The sequence below is a fragment of the Ideonella sp. BN130291 genome, assembly GCF_036231905.1.
In the GTDB taxonomy this organism is placed as follows: Bacteria; Pseudomonadota; Gammaproteobacteria; order Burkholderiales; family Burkholderiaceae_C; genus CAMLIZ01.
The window spans coordinates 47368-63659 of sequence record NZ_JAZARE010000009.1; the positions used below are offsets into that span (position 1 = coordinate 47368).

The 16292-nt window shown below is 71.3% G+C and carries 16 protein-coding genes; 11 read left to right on the forward strand and 5 right to left on the reverse strand.

The window, feature by feature from the left end; all coding sequences use genetic code 11:
• Positions 1-22: 22 nt before the first annotated feature.
• Positions 23-754 carry a hypothetical protein gene (locus tag VPH43_RS19260; RefSeq protein ID WP_328579369.1) on the reverse strand — a complete coding sequence of 244 codons (732 nt, stop codon included), beginning with the start codon at positions 752-754 and terminating at the stop codon, positions 23-25.
• 130 nt (positions 755-884) lie between these two features.
• On the reverse strand, positions 885-2192 hold the full coding sequence (locus VPH43_RS19265; protein WP_328579370.1) for a S8 family serine peptidase: 1308 nt from the start codon (positions 2190-2192) through the stop codon (positions 885-887).
• 104 nt (positions 2193-2296) lie between these two features.
• Between VPH43_RS19265 and VPH43_RS19270 the strand changes: the two genes are divergently transcribed.
• A complete protein-coding gene (locus VPH43_RS19270) occupies positions 2297-2791 on the forward strand; it encodes an RNA polymerase sigma factor (RefSeq protein ID WP_328579371.1) in 495 nt (164 codons plus the stop codon).
• 11 nt (positions 2792-2802) lie between these two features.
• A complete protein-coding gene (locus VPH43_RS19275; protein ID WP_328579372.1) occupies positions 2803-3441 on the forward strand; it encodes a NepR family anti-sigma factor in 639 nt (212 codons plus the stop codon).
• A 71-nt stretch (positions 3442-3512) separates the two neighbouring features.
• Here the strand turns inward: VPH43_RS19275 and VPH43_RS19280 are convergent, their stop codons facing one another.
• Complete coding sequence (locus tag VPH43_RS19280; RefSeq protein WP_328579373.1) at positions 3513-4595, reverse strand: hypothetical protein; 1083 nt, start codon at positions 4593-4595, stop codon at positions 3513-3515.
• Positions 4596-4686: 91 nt separating this feature from the next.
• A complete protein-coding gene (locus VPH43_RS19285) occupies positions 4687-5703 on the reverse strand; it encodes a zinc-binding alcohol dehydrogenase family protein (protein WP_328579374.1) in 1017 nt (338 codons plus the stop codon).
• A 100-nt stretch (positions 5704-5803) separates the two neighbouring features.
• On the opposite strand from VPH43_RS19285, the gene VPH43_RS19290 reads away from it, so the two are divergent.
• Together VPH43_RS19290 and VPH43_RS19295 are read left to right on the forward strand one after the other, a co-directional pair.
• The gene (locus tag VPH43_RS19290; RefSeq protein WP_328579375.1) at positions 5804-6727 is read left to right on the forward strand and encodes a LysR family transcriptional regulator; all 924 of its coding nucleotides are present in this window, start codon (positions 5804-5806) and stop codon (positions 6725-6727) included.
• Positions 6728-6756: 29 nt separating this feature from the next.
• The gene (locus tag VPH43_RS19295) at positions 6757-7992 is read left to right on the forward strand and encodes an NAD(P)/FAD-dependent oxidoreductase (RefSeq protein ID WP_328579376.1); all 1236 of its coding nucleotides are present in this window, start codon (positions 6757-6759) and stop codon (positions 7990-7992) included.
• On the opposite strand, the gene VPH43_RS19300 is transcribed toward VPH43_RS19295, so the two are convergent.
• Entirely contained in the window at positions 7970-9199 is a 1230-nt protein-coding gene (locus VPH43_RS19300; RefSeq protein WP_328579377.1) for a zinc-binding metallopeptidase family protein, read from the reverse strand. The two genes, VPH43_RS19295 and VPH43_RS19300, sit on opposite strands and share 23 nt — an antisense overlap.
• Before the next feature lie 64 nt (positions 9200-9263).
• On the opposite strand from VPH43_RS19300, the gene VPH43_RS19305 reads away from it, so the two are divergent.
• The 7 genes from VPH43_RS19305 (at position 9264) to VPH43_RS19335 (ending at position 16287) form a co-directional block, all read left to right on the forward strand.
• Positions 9264-10022, forward strand: a complete 759-nt coding sequence (locus VPH43_RS19305) for a class II glutamine amidotransferase (protein WP_328579378.1) — start codon at positions 9264-9266, stop codon at positions 10020-10022.
• 80 nt (positions 10023-10102) lie between these two features.
• The gene (locus tag VPH43_RS19310; RefSeq protein ID WP_328579379.1) at positions 10103-11251 is read left to right on the forward strand and encodes a sensor histidine kinase; all 1149 of its coding nucleotides are present in this window, start codon (positions 10103-10105) and stop codon (positions 11249-11251) included.
• Positions 11248-12333, forward strand: coding sequence for a sensor histidine kinase (locus VPH43_RS19315; RefSeq protein ID WP_328579380.1), 1086 nt, complete (start codon positions 11248-11250; stop codon positions 12331-12333). The genes VPH43_RS19310 and VPH43_RS19315 overlap by 4 nt, the downstream gene beginning before the upstream one ends.
• Positions 12330-13076: a LytR/AlgR family response regulator transcription factor gene (locus VPH43_RS19320; protein WP_328579381.1), complete on the forward strand. Its 747-nt coding sequence runs from the start codon at positions 12330-12332 to the stop codon at positions 13074-13076. The genes VPH43_RS19315 and VPH43_RS19320 overlap by 4 nt, the downstream gene beginning before the upstream one ends.
• 208 nt (positions 13077-13284) lie before the next feature.
• A complete protein-coding gene (locus VPH43_RS19325) occupies positions 13285-13899 on the forward strand; it encodes a CHRD domain-containing protein (protein WP_328579382.1) in 615 nt (204 codons plus the stop codon).
• A gap of 135 nt (positions 13900-14034) precedes the next feature.
• Positions 14035-15729, forward strand: coding sequence for a M14 family metallopeptidase (locus VPH43_RS19330; RefSeq protein WP_328579383.1), 1695 nt, complete (start codon positions 14035-14037; stop codon positions 15727-15729).
• Between the two features lie 78 nt (positions 15730-15807).
• Entirely contained in the window at positions 15808-16287 is a 480-nt protein-coding gene (locus VPH43_RS19335; protein WP_328579384.1) for a VOC family protein, read from the forward strand.
• Positions 16288-16292 lie beyond the last annotated feature (5 nt).

The window sequence follows — 16292 nt, forward strand, 5'->3', positions numbered from 1 at the left end:
CCCTTTTCCATGCGAAGAGGGTTCAGCGGCTGACCGAGGCGTCGCCTTGTGCCGAGCCGCCCACCGAGGCCGAGCCCTGCACGTTGTGGCGGCCGGCTTGTGCAGCGGCGTTGCCATTGGCATTGGCGCTGCCGCCGGCGTTGGCCTGGCTGGTGCTGCCGTCCTTCTGGGCGCTGCCTTGCAACGCGCCGGTGGCCCCACCGGTGGCGGCCGCGCTCACGCCCTTGCCGCTGCTGCCGTTGCTGGTGGCAGCCGGCACGGCGGGCGTGGCGGGCAGGGCCGGGCGTTGCACCGCCGTGCTTCCTGCCGCATGGCCTGCGCCGTTGACGGCGGTGGAGGCGTTGCCCAACGTGCCGCTCGCGCCGCCCTGCAACGCACCTTCGGCGCTGCCCGCCGCTTGGCCGTTGGCACGCCCGGCGCCGGCCGCTGCGGCTTGTGCGGCGCCCTGGCCCATGCCTTGGGCCGATGCGGCGGTGTCACGCGCCTTGTCGCCCGCCTGGTTGGCGACTTCCTGGGTGCGCTCCTTTGCACGGTCGATCACGGCGGGGCGTTGCAGCGTGCCGTTCACCGAGCCGCCGATGCCGCCTTGCAGGCCGCCGGCAGCGCCCGGGCCGCCGACACCCAGACCGCCTGTCAACACGCCGCCACCGCCGGCACCGCCACCGAGCAGGCCCGCATGCGCGGTGCCGGCGAGGGTGAGTGCAGCGGCCAGGGCGGCCAGGCGAAGGGTGGTGCGGGAAGAAGTGCGATGCATGGTGTGATCTCCTGTCGGGTGGTCGCTGCAGCCTCTCCGCAGCGCTCTCAACAGGTACAACGACGGCCGCTGCGGGCTTCTTCCCGGGTGGTTGCAACGAAGTGCAACACGGTCGGCTGCCCCGTCGCCGCTAACGCAGCCGTGCGGGATCGATGCGCAGGTCCTGGGCCACCAGGCCCTGGCCATACACGCTGTCGCGGCCCGGCGCGCCCAGGTCCAGCGCCTCGGCGCTGAGTGCGGCAACCGCCCGTTCCGCGGCGGCCGGGTCCAGCGTGCGCAGCCGGCGCGCCAGCAGGCCGGCCACCAGCGGCGCGGCGAACGAGGTGCCGCGGGCGGTGCCGAAGGGCCGGTCCGCGCCCGCCACGGCCATCTCGGAACCCGGTGCGGCCAGCGCCACCTGCGGCCCTTGCGCCGCTTCGGGCAGCACACGCTGGTGTGCGTCCACGCCAGTCACGCCCAACACGCCGGCATACGCAGCGGGGTACAGCGGCGGCGCCGCCGGGCCGTCATTGCCTACGGCGGCCACCAGCACATGGCCACGCGCCTGCAGGGTGCGCACCGCCTGTTCCAGCAGCCGGTTCGGCGGGCCGACCAGGCTGAGGTTGATGACCGGCACCTGCTCCTGCGCCAGCCAGGCGAGCGCACGCAACACCGACTGCAGGCTGCCGTTGGCGGGCGAGCCGCAGTAGATATCGGCGGCATACAAGGTGGCCCCGGGTACGGCGCCGCCGAAGCCACGGGCATGGCCCACCAGCAGCGAGGCCACCGCGGTGCCATGTGCATCAGCCGGTGCAGCGCGCTCGCAGCCGGCGCTCACGATGCGGGCGTCGCGCAGTGCGACGTGGCGGGTGTCCACACCGCCATCGACCAGCCCGACGCGTGGGCCGGCCGCGGGGCCGCTGGAAGATATGGCCGACGGGCTCGTCGGTGCAGAGCCGCCCGCCACGCTGCCAGCCGGCAGGTACAGGTGATTGAAGTCCTCCGCCGCCTGCGGATCCAGCGCACGCAGCATGGCCAGCGCGGCCGCGGTACCCACGCCCGCAGGCGCCCGCAGCACCACCACGAAGGTGTCCAGCGCCGCCAGCCGCTCCTCGCGCGCCACCTGGAAGCCCGCCGCCTGGGCCGCTTCCAGCAGCGCCACCGAGGGTGAACTCAGCACCACCTCGCCGCGCACGATCGGGTGGCCCTGCGGGTCGCGCTCCAGCCGCCGCGGCTCGCGCTGCAGCAGCTCGTCCACCAGGTTGCGGCGCAGGTCCAGCAGGTTGGTGGGTGCGAGTGCCGGCAGCACCCGTTGCACCGGCGCCTGCACCGCAGTCGGCAGCTGCGGCAGGTTGGGTACGGGCAGCCCGCGCAGTTGGGCCCGGGCCGGCATGACCAGCAGCAGGCCGGCGGCCAGGGCAGCGCCACAGCGCAGGAGCAAGGAGAAGGCAGAGGGCATGGCGGTCAGGTTAGCGTGCGCATCGAACGCGTCAGACAAAGAACGTTGCAGCCATGGAAGAAAATCCCTCGCTCCAGCGTTCTTTCCTTCAAGACAACGACACGATGACGCCCGAGGCCGACCGCCTGCGCGACGAACTGGTGAGCCTGCTGCCGCGCCTGCGCCGCTTCGGGCGCGCCCTCACGCGCCATCGTGACGATGCCGACGACCTGGTGCAGGTGGCCATCGAACGCGCGCTCAACCGCGCCGACCAGTGGCAGGCGGGCACCCGACTCGACAGCTGGCTGTTTCGCATCATGAAGAACGCTTGGATCGATGAAATCAGGGCGCGCACCCGGCGCGACGACCTGCTGCTGCCTGAAGAGGCCGGCGAACACGTGGGCGTGAACGCGATGGACGCGCATGCCGACGCGCTGGCGGTCCAGCAGGCCATGGCCCGGCTGAACGAGGACCAGCGTGTCGCCGTGGCGCTGGTGCTGGTGGAAGGCCTGCCCTACAAGGAGGCGGCCGAAGTGCTGGACATTCCGATCGGCACGCTCACCAGCCGCATTGCGCGGGCGCGCGAGGCGCTGCAGGCCCAGCTGGGCGGTGCGTTGTGAAGGACGAAGCCATGAACGACCATCCCACCCCGGCCGACGACGAGCTCACCCGCCGCCTGCGTGCCGCTTATGACCCGGTGCTGGACGAGCCCGTGCCCGACCGGTTGCTGGCCGCGCTGCAGCGCCCGGCCACGCCCAAGGTGGTGGACCTGGCGGCCGCCCGTGAGCAGCGCGCGCCTCGCCGCTTGGGCGGCTGGCCGACATGGATGGGCATGGCGGCCAGCGTGGCGCTGGGTGTGTTCGTCGGCCAGCGGCTGCTGCCGGCCGCGGCCCAGCCCGCAATGGTCGCCGCCGAAGGCGGGCGCTGGGTCGCCACCGCGCAGCTCGCCGAGTCGCTGGACACGCGGACGGCGCAGCAGGCGGCCGGTGCACCGGTGCAACTGGGCGTGAGCTTCCTCGCCAAGGATGGGGGTTACTGCCGCAGCTTCAGCCTGCCCGCCGACGCCATGGCCGGGCTGGCGTGCCGGCGCGGCGCCCAGTGGGAGCTGCAGGTGCTGGCCAGGGCGGAAGCGGCAGGCGGCACCTTCCGCCAGGCCGGCAGCGCCATGCCGCCCGCCGTGCTGCAGGCGATTGATCAGCGTGTGGCCACGCCGCTGGACGCGGCCGGCGAACAGCAGGCGATGCAGCGGCGCTGGGCGCCAGTGCGCTGAACCCTTGCACGGCGCCGCACAAGCCCCTGGCGCGCCGCGCATCCGCGCTGCGCGCGGTCTGCGCCCTTGCCTCAGGCGCCACCCAGGCTGAGCTGCAGCCCCACCCAGGCCACCGCCAGCTCGGTGCGCACGGCCACCAGCGCGTCCACCTCGGCCAGCAGGCGGGCGGTGCGTTCGGCCACCGCGATGTCGCCCGCGGTGCCGGCGGCGCTGCGTTCGCGCGCGGCCTGAAGCTCCAGCTCGCCGGCGTGCACGGTGGCGGCCAACGCAGCGCAGCGGCGCTCCGCCGCCTGCAGCAGCTGCAAGCGCTGCGCCACATCCTCCGCGGCGCTGGTCAGCGTGGCGGCCAGCGGGCTGGGTGGCTGCTCGGCCGTGGGCTGCCCGGCCGGCCAGGCCGGCGCCATCGGGGTGATCCAGCCGCTCAGCAGCTGCGCCGCTTCGCGCGCCCCCGCACCGTCGCCCGACAGTCGTTGCCACTGCGCGGCCTCCAGCTGCGCCAGGCGCACGTCCGCGCGCCCCAGCAGCAGCGCCATCGGCAGGCGCGCCGGCACCCGGGCATGGAACTGGGGCAGCCGGGGTTCGGTAAGCGCCAGGCGCAAGCTGGCATGGGCCTGCCCCCCGGGCGCTTCGGTCAGCTGGGCCAGCAGCTCGGCATACCGTTCGCGCTGGGCCAGGTAGTGCTGCCCGATCGCGGCGGTGGCCTGCTGGCGGCGCGTGATCTCCTCCAGCAGCGCGCCGGTGTCCCGGGTGGGGGCGGAGGCGGCCAAGGCACTGCGCTCCTGCGCCAGTGTGTCGGCCAGGTCAGCCGCCAGCGCGGCCCGCGCGCCATAGGCGCGCATGCCGATGAAAGCGAGCACCACCTGGGCGCTTGGGGGCAGGGTGGCCTGTGGGTTGTGCACTGCCGGGGTGCTGCGGGCGGCAGCCGGGCTGGTGGCCGCTGTGCGCTGCACCAGCCGGTCCAGCTCGGGCTCTTCAAAGGCCGCCCACCAGCGGTTGGCGCTGGGGGATGGGCTGGGCACAGCGGCTGGCGCCGCGGCACCGGGGGCGCTGCTTTCAGCGGCGGCCAGGGCGCCTGCGCTGAGCAGCAGGCCGGTGAGCGCGGCAGCGGCCAGGGTGGTCCAGCCTGCGGGGCGGTGCTTGGGCAGCATCGGCATTCCCTCGGATCGTTGTGATCCGCCGACTCTGCCCACCGCGTGTGGCTGCCCGCCTGCTGAAGTGTCAAGCAACGTAAAGCGGCGGCCGGGTTCAGAACCCTTCCAGCACCACCTTGCCGCGCGACTGCCCGCTCTCGATCAGCGCGTGTGCCTGCCTGAGGTTGGCGGCGTTGATGCGGCCGCCATGCTGGGCCAGCGTGCTCCTGACCAGGCCGTCGTCCACCAGGCGCGCCAGTTCGCCGAGCAGCCGGCCTTGCGCGGCCATGTCGGGTGTCTGGAACAGCGAGCGGGTGAACATCATTTCCCAGTGCAGCGACAGGCTTTTGCGCTTGAGCGCGGTCACGTCCAGCGGGGTTTCGGGATCGTCGATCAGCGCCAGCCGGCCCTGCGGCGCCAGCGCCTCGATCAGCTGCGGCCAGTGCTGTGCGGTGTGGGTGAGCGAGGCCACGTACTGCACCGGCGCCAGGCCCAGCCGGGTGAGCTCCGCCGCGATCGGCTGGCGGTGGTCGATCACGTGGTGCGCACCCAGCGAGCGCACCCATGCCTGGCTTTCCGGCCGCGCCGCAGTGCCGATGACGGTGAGCGTGGTCAACCGGCGCGCCAGCTGCACGAGGATGGAGCCCACGCCCCCGGCCGCGCCCACCACCAGCAGCGCACCGCCGCTGCCCGCCTTGCCGGGCGCCACGCCGAGCCGGTCGAACAGCAGTTCCCAGGCGGTGATCGCGGTCAGCGGCAAGGCGGCCGCTTCGGCAAAGCCCAGGCTGGCCGGCATGGGCGCGGCGATGCGGGCGTCCACCCGCTGCAGCTCGCTGTTGCTGCCGGGCCGGTCGATCGCGCCGGCGTACCAGACGCGGTCGCCCGGCTGGAAGCCGGTGACCTGGTCGCCCACGGCGCGCACCACGCCGGCCGCGTCCCAGCCCAGCACCTTCCACTGGCCGGGCGGCGGGTTGGTGCTGCGCCGGACCTTGGTGTCCACCGGGTTGACCGACACCGCCTTCACTTCGACCAGCAGGTCGTGGCCGGTGGCGACCGGATCGGGCAGGTCGATGTCCAGCAGCGCCTCGGCGTGCTGGGTGGGCTGGGCTTGCTGGTAGGCGACGGCTTTCATGGTGAAGGTCCTCTCGGTGCGAATAAGGGATGCGTCATCGTGCTATGCGCCGTTTGAAAAAGCGGCTGTCGCGCGACTCTCTTTCAATAGACTGTTGAAAATGAAAGCGCTCCAAGACCTGCAGTTGTTTGTGCGCATCGCCGCCGCCGGCAGCCTGTCGGCCGCCGCACGCCAGCTGGGCCTCACCCCCGCAGCCGCCAGCGCCGCGCTGAAGCGGCTGGAGGCCGAGCTGCAGGCGCCGCTGTTCGTGCGCTCCACCCGCAGCCTGCGGCTCACGGCCGAGGGCGAGGCCTTTCTCTCGCACTGCCGCCAGGCGCTGCAGCTGCTGGAGGAGGGCCGCGAGGCCATCACCCAAGGGCAGGGCACGGTGCGCGGGCCGCTGCAGATCTCCGCACCGTCCGACCTGGGCCGGCAGCACCTGCTGGGCTGGCTGGACGCTTTCCAGGCCGAGCATCCGCAGCTGCAACTGCGCCTGCAGCTGTCCGATCGGCTGGCGCGCCTGCACCGCGAGCCGGTGGACGTGGCGCTGCGGTATGGCGAGCCGCCGGATTCGTCCCTGGTCGCCTTGCCGCTGGCGCCCGACAACCGGCGCGTGCTGTGCGCCTCACCCACCTACCTGGCGCACGCCGGCACGCCCCGGCATCCCGGCGAGCTGGCGCAGCACAACTGCCTCACCTTCCTGCTGGCCGACGAGCTCTACGACCGCTGGCGCTTCTGGCAGGACGGCCGCGAACTCGCGGTAACCGTGCAGGGCGACCGCAGCAGCGACGACGGCGAGGCGGTGCGGCGCTGGGCGCTGGCGCACCGCGGCATCGCCTACAAGTCCGCGCTCGACGTGGCCGACGACCTGCGCGCCGGCCGCCTGGTGGCGCTGTGCCCCGGTTGGCAGACCGAGCCCGCGCCGCTGGTGCTGGTGTGCGCCAGCCGGCGCCAGCTGAGCCTGGCCGTGCGGCGGCTGCGCGACGACCTGCTGCAGCGTTGCGGCGCCCTGTCCGCCGGCCTGCCCGCCGCCCTGCCCGGATAATGCGCGACGCTTTTCATCCCCCACCCACCATGAGTTCCGAGTCTTCCGTGTCCGTTCCGGCCCAGTGCGACGTGCTGGTGGTGGGCGCCGGCCCCGCCGGCAGCGCCTGTGCGCAGCTGCTGGCCCAGCGTGGCCTGCACGTGGTGCTGGCCGACCAGCACACCTTTCCGCGCGACAAGACCTGCGGCGACGGCCTGATCCCCGATTCGCATGCGGCGCTCAAGCGCCTGGGGGTGTTCGATGAGGTGATGCAGCACGCGCAGCCGGCCCGGCATGTGGGCTGCATCGGCCCGCGCGGCGGGCGCATCGACGTGCCGGGCGCGCTGGCGGTGCTGCCGCGGCGCGTGCTGGACGACATCCTTTGCCGCTCCGCGCAGCGTGCGGGTGCCAAGCCGCTGATGCCGGCGCGCTTCGAGGCGCCGATCGAGGAAGGCGGCCGCGTGGTGGGCGCGCGCCTGAAGGTGGGCGACGCCAGCCAGGAGATCCGTGCGCGCTGGGTGGTGTTGGCCACCGGCGCGGTGCCGCAGGCGATGCTGGCCGCGGGCCTGTGCGAACGCCGCACCCCCAGCGGCGTGGCCTTGCGCGGTTATGTGAAGAACGACGCGATGGTGGGCCGCATCCAGGCGCTCGAGATCGTCTGGCACAAGAAGCTGCGCCCCGGCTACGGCTGGATCTTTCCCTGCCGCGACGGCGTGTTCAACATCGGCGTGGGCATCGTGCAAAGCCACAAGATCGAGAACGGCCGCGGCGCCATGCAGGACACCAACCTGCGCGACGTGTTCAAGGCCTTTTGCGACTTCTACGAGCCGGCGCGCGAGCTGATGGCCGGCGGCACGATGCAGGGTGAGCTCAAGGGTGCGCCGCTGCGCTGCACCCTGGAAGGCGCACGTTATTCACGCCCCGGCCTCATCGCCACCGGCGAGGCGGTGGGCAGCACCTATTCGTTCTCCGGCGAGGGCATCGGCAAGGCGCTGGAAACCGGCATGCTGGCCGCCGAAGCCTTGCTGCGCGGCCATGAGCAGCCACTGGACGAAGCGGCCGTGCGGGCCGAGTACGAACAGCGCCTGCTGGCCCTGAAGCCGCGTTTCGAACTCTATGAAAAGGCCAACAAGGTCAACGCCCATCCCTGGTTGGCCGACCTGCTGATCTGGCGCGCGAAGAAGAGCGAGCGCCTGCTGCGCCGCATGAGCGGCGTGCTCAACGAAACCAGCAACCCCGGCCACCTGGTGAGCGTGAAGGGCATCACCCGGCTGTTTCTGGAGTAGCGGGTTTAGCGGGGAGGGCCGCTGCGTCCGCGCCTGCGGGCGCCGGCGGCGGCTGCTCACCATGCACGATCGCATGGATGAACTGCAGCTTGGCCACCGCCGGACGTGGCAGCACGAAAGGATAGAAGTCGTGCTGGCCCATGCTGCGCGACATCTCGTTCAGCACCGCAGTGAGCTCCACCCAGGCGTTGAGGAAACCGAGGAAGGATTCGGCCTGCGGGTCGTCGGGCCGCCACAGCGCGTCCAGCGACCACGGTTCGGCCTCCATTTCCACCTCGTCGGCGTCGATGCCGAAGCTGAGCGCGGTGTCCACCGTGTCCACCATGTGCAGGTAGTGGGCCCAGGTTTCGGCCCAGTCCTCCCACGGGTGGCTGCTGGCATACGAGCTCACGAAACGCTGCGGCCAGTCGGGCGGGGGGCCCTGTTCGTAGTTGGCTTTCAGGCCGGCCGCATAGTCCTGTTGTTCGTCGCCGAACAGCGCGCGGAAGTGCGGCAGCCAGGCGCTGTCGCGCACCAGCCGGTCCCAGTAATAGTGGCCCACCTCGTGGCGGAAGTGGCCCAGCAGGGTGCGATAGGGCTCGTGCAGCTGGGCCCGGATCTGCTCGCGCTTAGCGTCGTCGGCCTCTTCGATGTTGAGCGTGATCACGCCATCGGCATGGCCGGTCATCACCGCCGGGCCCTCCGCCGGGGCCCGCAGGAAGTCGAAACACAGGCCGCGCTGCGGGTCCTCGGTCACCTTGGATTGCACCGGCAGGTGCAGCGCGATCAACTGCGACACCATGCGCCGCTTGGCGCCTTCGATGCGGTTCCACAGCAGCTGGTTGTCCGGCAAGCTCAGGTCCGGGATGGTGCGGTTCAGGCGGCAGGCCACGCACAGGGGCGGCGCCGCCCTGCCGCGCGGGGCCACCGGGATCAGCCAGTTGCAGCCGGCGGCCGAGTCAAAGTTGCCGCAACGGCGGTAGCGCGGCGTGCGCATGCCGCTGCCATACAGCTTCCACTGGCCCTCGGGCCCCGCCGGGGCCAGCGGGATCACCTGCCCGCGCTCCGGCTCATACCCCAGCGCGGTGCCGCACGCCAGGCACTGGCTGTTGCGGAAGAACACCGGCCTGCCGCACTGGCAGCGGTAGGCGCGTGGCGTGGTCGGCCGCTTGTTCGGCTTCCAGGCCGAGCGCAGGCGGTCGGTCACGCTGTGGAATCGGGTGGCCATGGGTGTGTGGGTGGGGCGGTGTTTGCCCTAGACTGAATCGGTCGCCAGTCCTACAGCGCAAGCCATGTGCCAACTGCTTGGCATGAATGCCAACACGCCCACCGACGTGATGTTCAGCTTCACGGGCCTGGCCACGCGTGCCGACGAACACAAGGACGGCTTCGGCATCGCCTTTTTCGAGGGCAAGGGCCTGCGCCTGTTCGTGGACAACGCCAGCGCCCGCGAGTCGCCGGTGGCCGAGCTGGTGAAGCGCTACCCGATCAAGAGCGACAACGTCATCGCCCACATCCGCAAGGCCACCCAGGGCCGCACCTCGCTGGAGAACTGCCATCCCTTCGTGCGCGAGCTGTGGGGCCGCTACTGGGTGTTTGCGCACAACGGCGACCTGAAGGGCTTCCATCCGCGCCTGCATGCGGCGTTCAGGCCGGTGGGCGACACCGACAGCGAACGCGCCTTCTGCTGGCTGATGCAGGAGCTGAACAAGGCGCACGCCAGCGTGCCCAGCATCGAGGAGCTCACCGCCACCTTGCGCGAGCTGATGCCGCAGCTGGCCCGCCACGGCACCTTCAACATGCTGCTGTCCAACGGGCAGGCGCTGTGGGCGCACTGCTCCACCCGCCTGCAGTACCTGGTGCGCGAGCATCCGTTCCGGCCCGCCAAGCTGCAGGACGAGGACCTGCGGGTGGACTTCGCCAGCCTCACCACGCCCGACGACCGGGTGGCCATCATCGCCACCGAGCCGCTCACCGCGGACGAGCCCTGGACCGGGTTCGCCGGCGGCGAGCTCAAGGTGTTTGTCGACGGCCGGCCGCTCGCCGCCTGAACCCCGCCGTTCGCCGCGCGGATCGGCCGTTCGTGCCGCGCAAGCCGGCGCGTGCACTGGCCGCTCCTACACTGCGCGCCATGCCGACGGCCCCGGTTTCCAACCCCCTGCAACGCTGGTATCTGGCGCGGGCCCAGGCGGGGTATGACCGCCTGGCGCCCGACGCCCGCGCGCAGGCCGAAGCGATCGACCGTTTCCTCGTCAGCCGGCAGGGCGCGCTGGCCTGGGTGGCGCTGGCCTGCGCGATGGTCGGCGTGGCAGCGTCGCTGCACTGGGCCGGTTTTGCGCCCTGGCTGGCGGCGCTGGTGACGCTGCTGTTCTTCGCCGGCCTGGCCAAAGCCGGCCGGCGCGCCTGGCTGGAGCCTGAGCTCTTCAATGGCCGCCGGCTCTGGCGCATGGCCTGGATGATGATGGCCGCCAGTTATGCCGGCGCCCTGGCCTCGCTGATCGGCGTGCACCGCGACCGCAGCGCCGCGTGGGACGCCGAGCGCCTGCTGCAGCTGGTGTGGCGTGCCACCCCGCTGCAGCTGGTGGTCGGCCTGGGCGTGCTGCTCACCTTGTGGATCACCGCCAGCGCCCGCCGTGCGCAGGGCCAGCGTGACCTGGCCCGCATGCAGCTGGTGCAGGAACGTGACGCGGCCGCGCGCCAGGCCAGCGAGGCGCAGCTGCGCCTGCTGCGCGCGCAGATCCAGCCGCACTTCATCTTCAACACCTTGTCCGCGGTGCAGCATTGGGTGGACATCCACGACGACCGTGCGAGCGACCTGCTGCGCCAGCTCACCGCCTTTTTGCGCGGCTCCACCGAGCTGCTGAGCCAGCCCGAAGTGAGCCTGAAGCAGGAGGCCGAGCTGGTGCGCCACTACCTGGCCATCATGCAGGCCCGCCTGGCCGACCGCCTGCAGTTCGAGCTGGCCCTGGACCCGGACACGCTGGCGCAGCCGCTGCCCTCCGGCCTGCTGATCACGCTGGCCGAAAACGCGGTGGAGCACGGCGTGGCGCCCGCGCTGCAGGGCGGCTGCGTGCGCATCGCCTCCTGCTGGCGCAACGACGCATTCGAGCTCACCGTGCACAACACCGGCGCTGCCCTGGCACCCGATTGGAGGGAGGGCGTCGGCCTGGCGAACAGCCGCGAGCGCCTGCGCCACCAGTTCGGCCAACGTGCCACGCTGCAGCTGCTGCCGGCTGACACGGGCACGGTGGCGCGCTTGCGTGTGGAGCTCGGCGCATGAAGACAACGCTGCAGGCGGTGGACTGGAGCCAACTCTGGTACCCCGGGCCATCGCGCCGCTTCAGCAAGGAAGAGCTGCAGCGTGCCGGCGACCACGCACCCAGCGCCACCTTCTGGATGGTGGCGCTGGTCAACGCGGTGGCCACGTGTGTCGGTCCGCTCGCCGTGGCGCCAGCGGACTGGCGCGTCCCGCTCGCGCTGGCATTCGTCGCCGTCATCGCCGTGGCGGCTGCGATGGTGCAGTCGCTGTGGCGCCATCCATCGCGGCGGCGTCTCATGGCGTTCATGCTGGCCTGGGGGGCGGTCGGCCTGGCTTTGGCGGTTGGCGTCAAACGCTTGGAGCTTCTTTCCCCTGAGCAGAGTGTCTGGTTGTTCAACGGCATACCGGCGGTGGTGACCGCGGTCACCGTGGGGCTGTGGATGCTGTCGCTGTACCGCGCCCACCAGATCGAAGCACGCCTGAAGGAGCTGGCCGAGCGTGACGAGGCGGTGCGGCTGGCGCACCGGCTGAGCGCGGCCCAGCTGCAGCCGCACTTCCTGTTCAACACGCTCGCGTCCATCCAGCACTGGGTGGACACCGGCGACGCACGCGCCGGCGGCACCCTGCGCTCCCTGACCGGCTACCTGCGTGCGTTGCTGCCGATGTTCGAGCAGCCCCTGCATCCGCTGGCCGACGAGCTGGCCGCGATGCAGCGCTACCTGGAAGTGATGCAGGCGCGCCTGGGACCGAAGCTGCGGTGGCGCTTCGAAGGTGCCGCGCCCGCGGCGGCCATGCTGCCGCCGGGCCTGGGGCTCACGCTGCTGGAGAACGCGGTGGAACACGGTGTGCAAGCCAGCCTGCACGGCGCCGAAGTGCTGGTGCGCTGCACACACGACGCCGCCATGATCGGGCTTGAGGTGCTGGACACCGGCCCCGGCCTCGCACTGCCGCAGGTGGACGGCGTGGGCCTGCGCAATTGCCGTCAGCGCCTGCAGCAGGCGTTCGGCAGCCCGGCCGCCATCGAGCTGAACACCCGCCGCGATGGCCCCGGCTGCGCCGCCCGCGTGACCTGGCCTCTTCATCCAACGAGCAACACCGCATGACCGCCACCGCCCTGATCGCCGACGACGAAGAAGCACCCCGCGCGCAATTGCAGCTGGCGCTGCAGCAGGCCTGGCCCGGGCTGCGCATCGTGGCGGCCGCGGTGAACGGCGCCGATGCCTGGGACGCCTTCCTCGAACACGAGCCTCAGGTGTGCTTCCTGGACGTGCGCATGCCGGGCCTGAGCGGCATCGAGGTCGCGCAGCGCATTGCCGGGCGCGCCCACGTGGTGTTTGTCACCGCCCATGGCGACCATGCGCTGGCCGCCTTCGACACCGGCGCGGTGGACTATGTGCTCAAGCCGGTGGACGCGCCGCGCCTGCAGCAGGCGGTGCAGCGTGTGAAAAGCCGCCTGGCGACCGCGCCCGTGGACCTGCAGGCGCTGCTGCAGCAGCTGGGCGTGAGCGCGCGCCGCCCGCCGGCCGCGGAAGTGATCCAGGCGGCGGTGGGCCGGGAGGTGAAGCTCATCCGCGTGCAGGACGTGATCTATTTCGAGAGCGACGCGCGCTACACCCGGGTGGTGCATGCCGAGGGCGAAGCACTGATCCGCACGCCGCTGAAGGAGCTGCTGACGCAGCTGGACGCGACGCAGTTCTGGCAGGTGCACCGCTCGGTGATCGTGAACCACCTGCACATCGCCAGCGCCCTGCGCATCGACGAAAACAACATGCAGCTCACCTTGCGCGGCCGGCCGGAAAAGCTACCGGTGTCGCGCCACTTCCAGGGACTGTTCAAGGGGCAGTGAGCGCTGCGCGTAGGCACAGGCCTTGCCGCAAATCGTCCGGTCGTTGCGTGCGCCGCCCTGACGGCAGGTGCATGAGGGCCCAGGATGCAGAAAGCCCCGGTCGCCTTTACGGAGTCCGTGGGCCTTTTTACCGGGTGTACCGCCCTCCCGGACGTGGCATGTTGGACGGTGCCGTCGCCGCGTCAGCGGCCTACATGGAGACAGACAAATGAAGAAGCTGACCCGTCTTGCACTCGCCGCCGCCGCGGCGTTGTGCGCTGCCGCAGCCCATGCGGACGTCTATCAGTTCAACGCGCAGCTCACCGCGGCGCAGGAAGTGCCGCCCACGGCGTCCAACGCCCACGGGCTGGCCACGCTGTTCTACGACAACCACGGCACCGCCAGCAACCTGGACGACACCTTCAGCTTCTCGATGTCGGTGTTCGACCTCACCGGGCCGGCGGTGGCCCTGCACATCCACGGCGCAGCGGCCCCGGGCCAGAACGCGCCGCCGCGCGTCGACCTGGGCATGGCACCCTTCGTGGTGTTCAACACCGGCAGCACCCTGCTCGTGGGCGGCGATGCCGTGCCGGTGCCCCTGGTGCCGGACACGCCCGTCTCACCCACGAACCCCGGCTACCCCGCGATGACGTTCTTCGACATGCTCAACGGTGGCCTGGCCTATGTGAACGTGCACACGCCCACCTATCCCGGCGGCGAAGTGCGCGGGCAGTTCGTGGCGGTGGCGGCCGCGGTGCCGGAGCCTTCCACCTATGCGCTGATGGCGGCAGGCCTGGGCGCGCTCGGCTGGGCGGCCCGCAAGCGCCGCAGCGCCAAGCGGTAGGCGCGGCCAGCGGGCGGTGAGGCCCGCCGCCGGCCTGGCGCTGCGCGGCGGGCCGGTGTCGTGGTGCGTGGCCGCGGCAACCGTCCGCGGGCGGTTGCACAATGGTTCTTCCTCGTGCCACAAGCCCGACCACCGATGCCCGCGATCACCCCACCCGACTTCGATCGTTTCTACCGCCACGACGAGCTCACCCGACTGCTCCACCACTACGCCGAAGCCCTGCCGCACCTGGTGCAGGTGCAGGCCATCGGCCAGAGCCACGAAGGCCGCGGCATCCTCGTGGCCATCCTCACCAACACCCGCACCGGCGCGCATGCCGACAAGCCGGCGCTCTGGGTCGACGGCAACATCCACGCCGCCGAGCTCACCGCCAGCACCGCCTGCCTGTACTACCTGCACCAGCTGGCCAGCCGGCATGGCGACGATGCGCAGGTCACCCACCTGCTGGACACGCGCACGGTGTACATCTGCCCGCGCCTGAACCCGGACGGCGCCGAGCTGGCGCTGGCCGACAAGCCGCGCCACATCCGCAGCTCCACCCGGCCCTACCCCTTCGACGAAGAACCGGTGGAGGGCCTGACCATCGAGGACGTGGACGGCGACGGCCGCATGCTCACCATGCGCATCCCCGACCCGCACGGCCCGTACAAGAAGCACGCCGAAGACCCGCGCCTGATGGTGCCGCGCGAGCCCGGCGAATTCGGCGGCGAGTACTACCGCATCATTCCCGAAGGCACGCTGAAGAACTACAACGGCTTCGAGTTCCGCATCAACCGCGATGTGGAAGGCCTGGACCTGAACCGCAACTTCCCCAGCCTGTGGCGGCAGGAGCATGAACAGCTGGGCGCGGGGCCGTATCCGGCGAGCGAGCCCGAAGTGCGCGCGATGGTGGACTTCTTCGTCAAGCACCCCAACATCGGCGCGGCGATCAGCTACCACACCCACAGCGGCGTGATCCTGCGGCCCATGGGCACGCAGAGCGACGACGACATGATCCCGGAGGACCTGTGGGCCTACAAGCGCTTCAGCGCCCTGGGCGAAAAGCTCACCGGCTACCCGGCGATCAGCATCTTCCACGAGTTCAAGTACCACCCGAAGGAGATCATCACCGGCACGCAGGACTGGGTGTACGAACACCTGGGCGCGCTGTTCTGGACGGTGGAGCTGTGGGCGCCCAACAAGGAGGCCGGCATCACCGGCTACAAGTGGATCGACTGGTACCGCGAGCATCCGGTGGAGGACGACCTCAAGCTGCTGAAGTGGAGCGACGAGCAGTGCGATGGCCAGGCCTATGTGGCCTGGAAGCCCTTTGACCATCCGCAGCTCGGCCCGGTGGAGATCGGCGGCTGGGACCGCATGAACTACTGGCGCAACCCGCCGCCGCACCTGCGCGAGCGCGAGGTGGCGCGCTTCCCGGGCTGGATGACGCAGATCGCCTTGAGCCTGCCCAAGCTCGAGCTGCTGCGCGCCGAAGCCGAGCCGCTGGGCCCGGACACCTGGCGCGTGCGCCTGGCGGTGGCCAACAGCGGCTGGCTGCCCGCCTATGTGAGCAAGCGTGCGCTGGAGCGCAAGACGGTGCGTGGTGTGATCTTCGAGCTGGAGCTGCCGGCCGGCGCCAGCCTGGTGAGCGGCAAGCCCCGCATGGAAGGCCCGCAGCTGGAAGGCCATGCGCCCAAGAGCTCGCTGCAGGCCTTTTTGCCCAACCGTGACGTCACCGCCGACCGCGCGGTGGCGGAATGGGTGGTGCGGGCGCCCAAGGGCGCGGTGCTGAAGCTGCAGGCACGCGCCGACCGGGCGGGGCGGGTCGCCGCGGAGGTGGCGCTGGGCTGACACCATCGATGTCGAAACCCGGCGCGCCCGTTCGTCGTGGGAGTGGGCGCGATTGGCGCTGTGAACAGGAGAACGAACGTGACCAGCAAGAACACCATCTGCCTCTGGTACGACGGCACCGCCCTGGAGGCCGCGCGCTTCTACGCCGAGACCTTCCCCGACAGCTCGGTGGGCGCGGTGCACCGGGCGCCGGGTGACTACCCCTCGGGCCAGCAGGGCGACGTGCTGACGGTGGAGTTCACGGTGATGGGCATCCCCTGCATCGGGTTGAACGGCGGCCCGATGTTCAAGCACAACGAAGCCTTTTCGTTCCAGGTGGCCACCGACGACCAGGAAGAAACCGACCGCTTGTGGAACGCGATCGTGGGCAACGGCGGCCAGGAAAGCGCCTGCGGCTGGTGCAAGGACAAGTGGGGCCTGTCGTGGCAGATCACGCCACGCGCCCTGATCGACGCGATCAGCGACCCGGACCCGGCCGCGGCCAAGCGCGCCTTCGAGGCCATGATGCAGATGGGCAAGATCGACATCGCGGCGATCGAGGCGGCGCGGCGCGGATGAGGCCT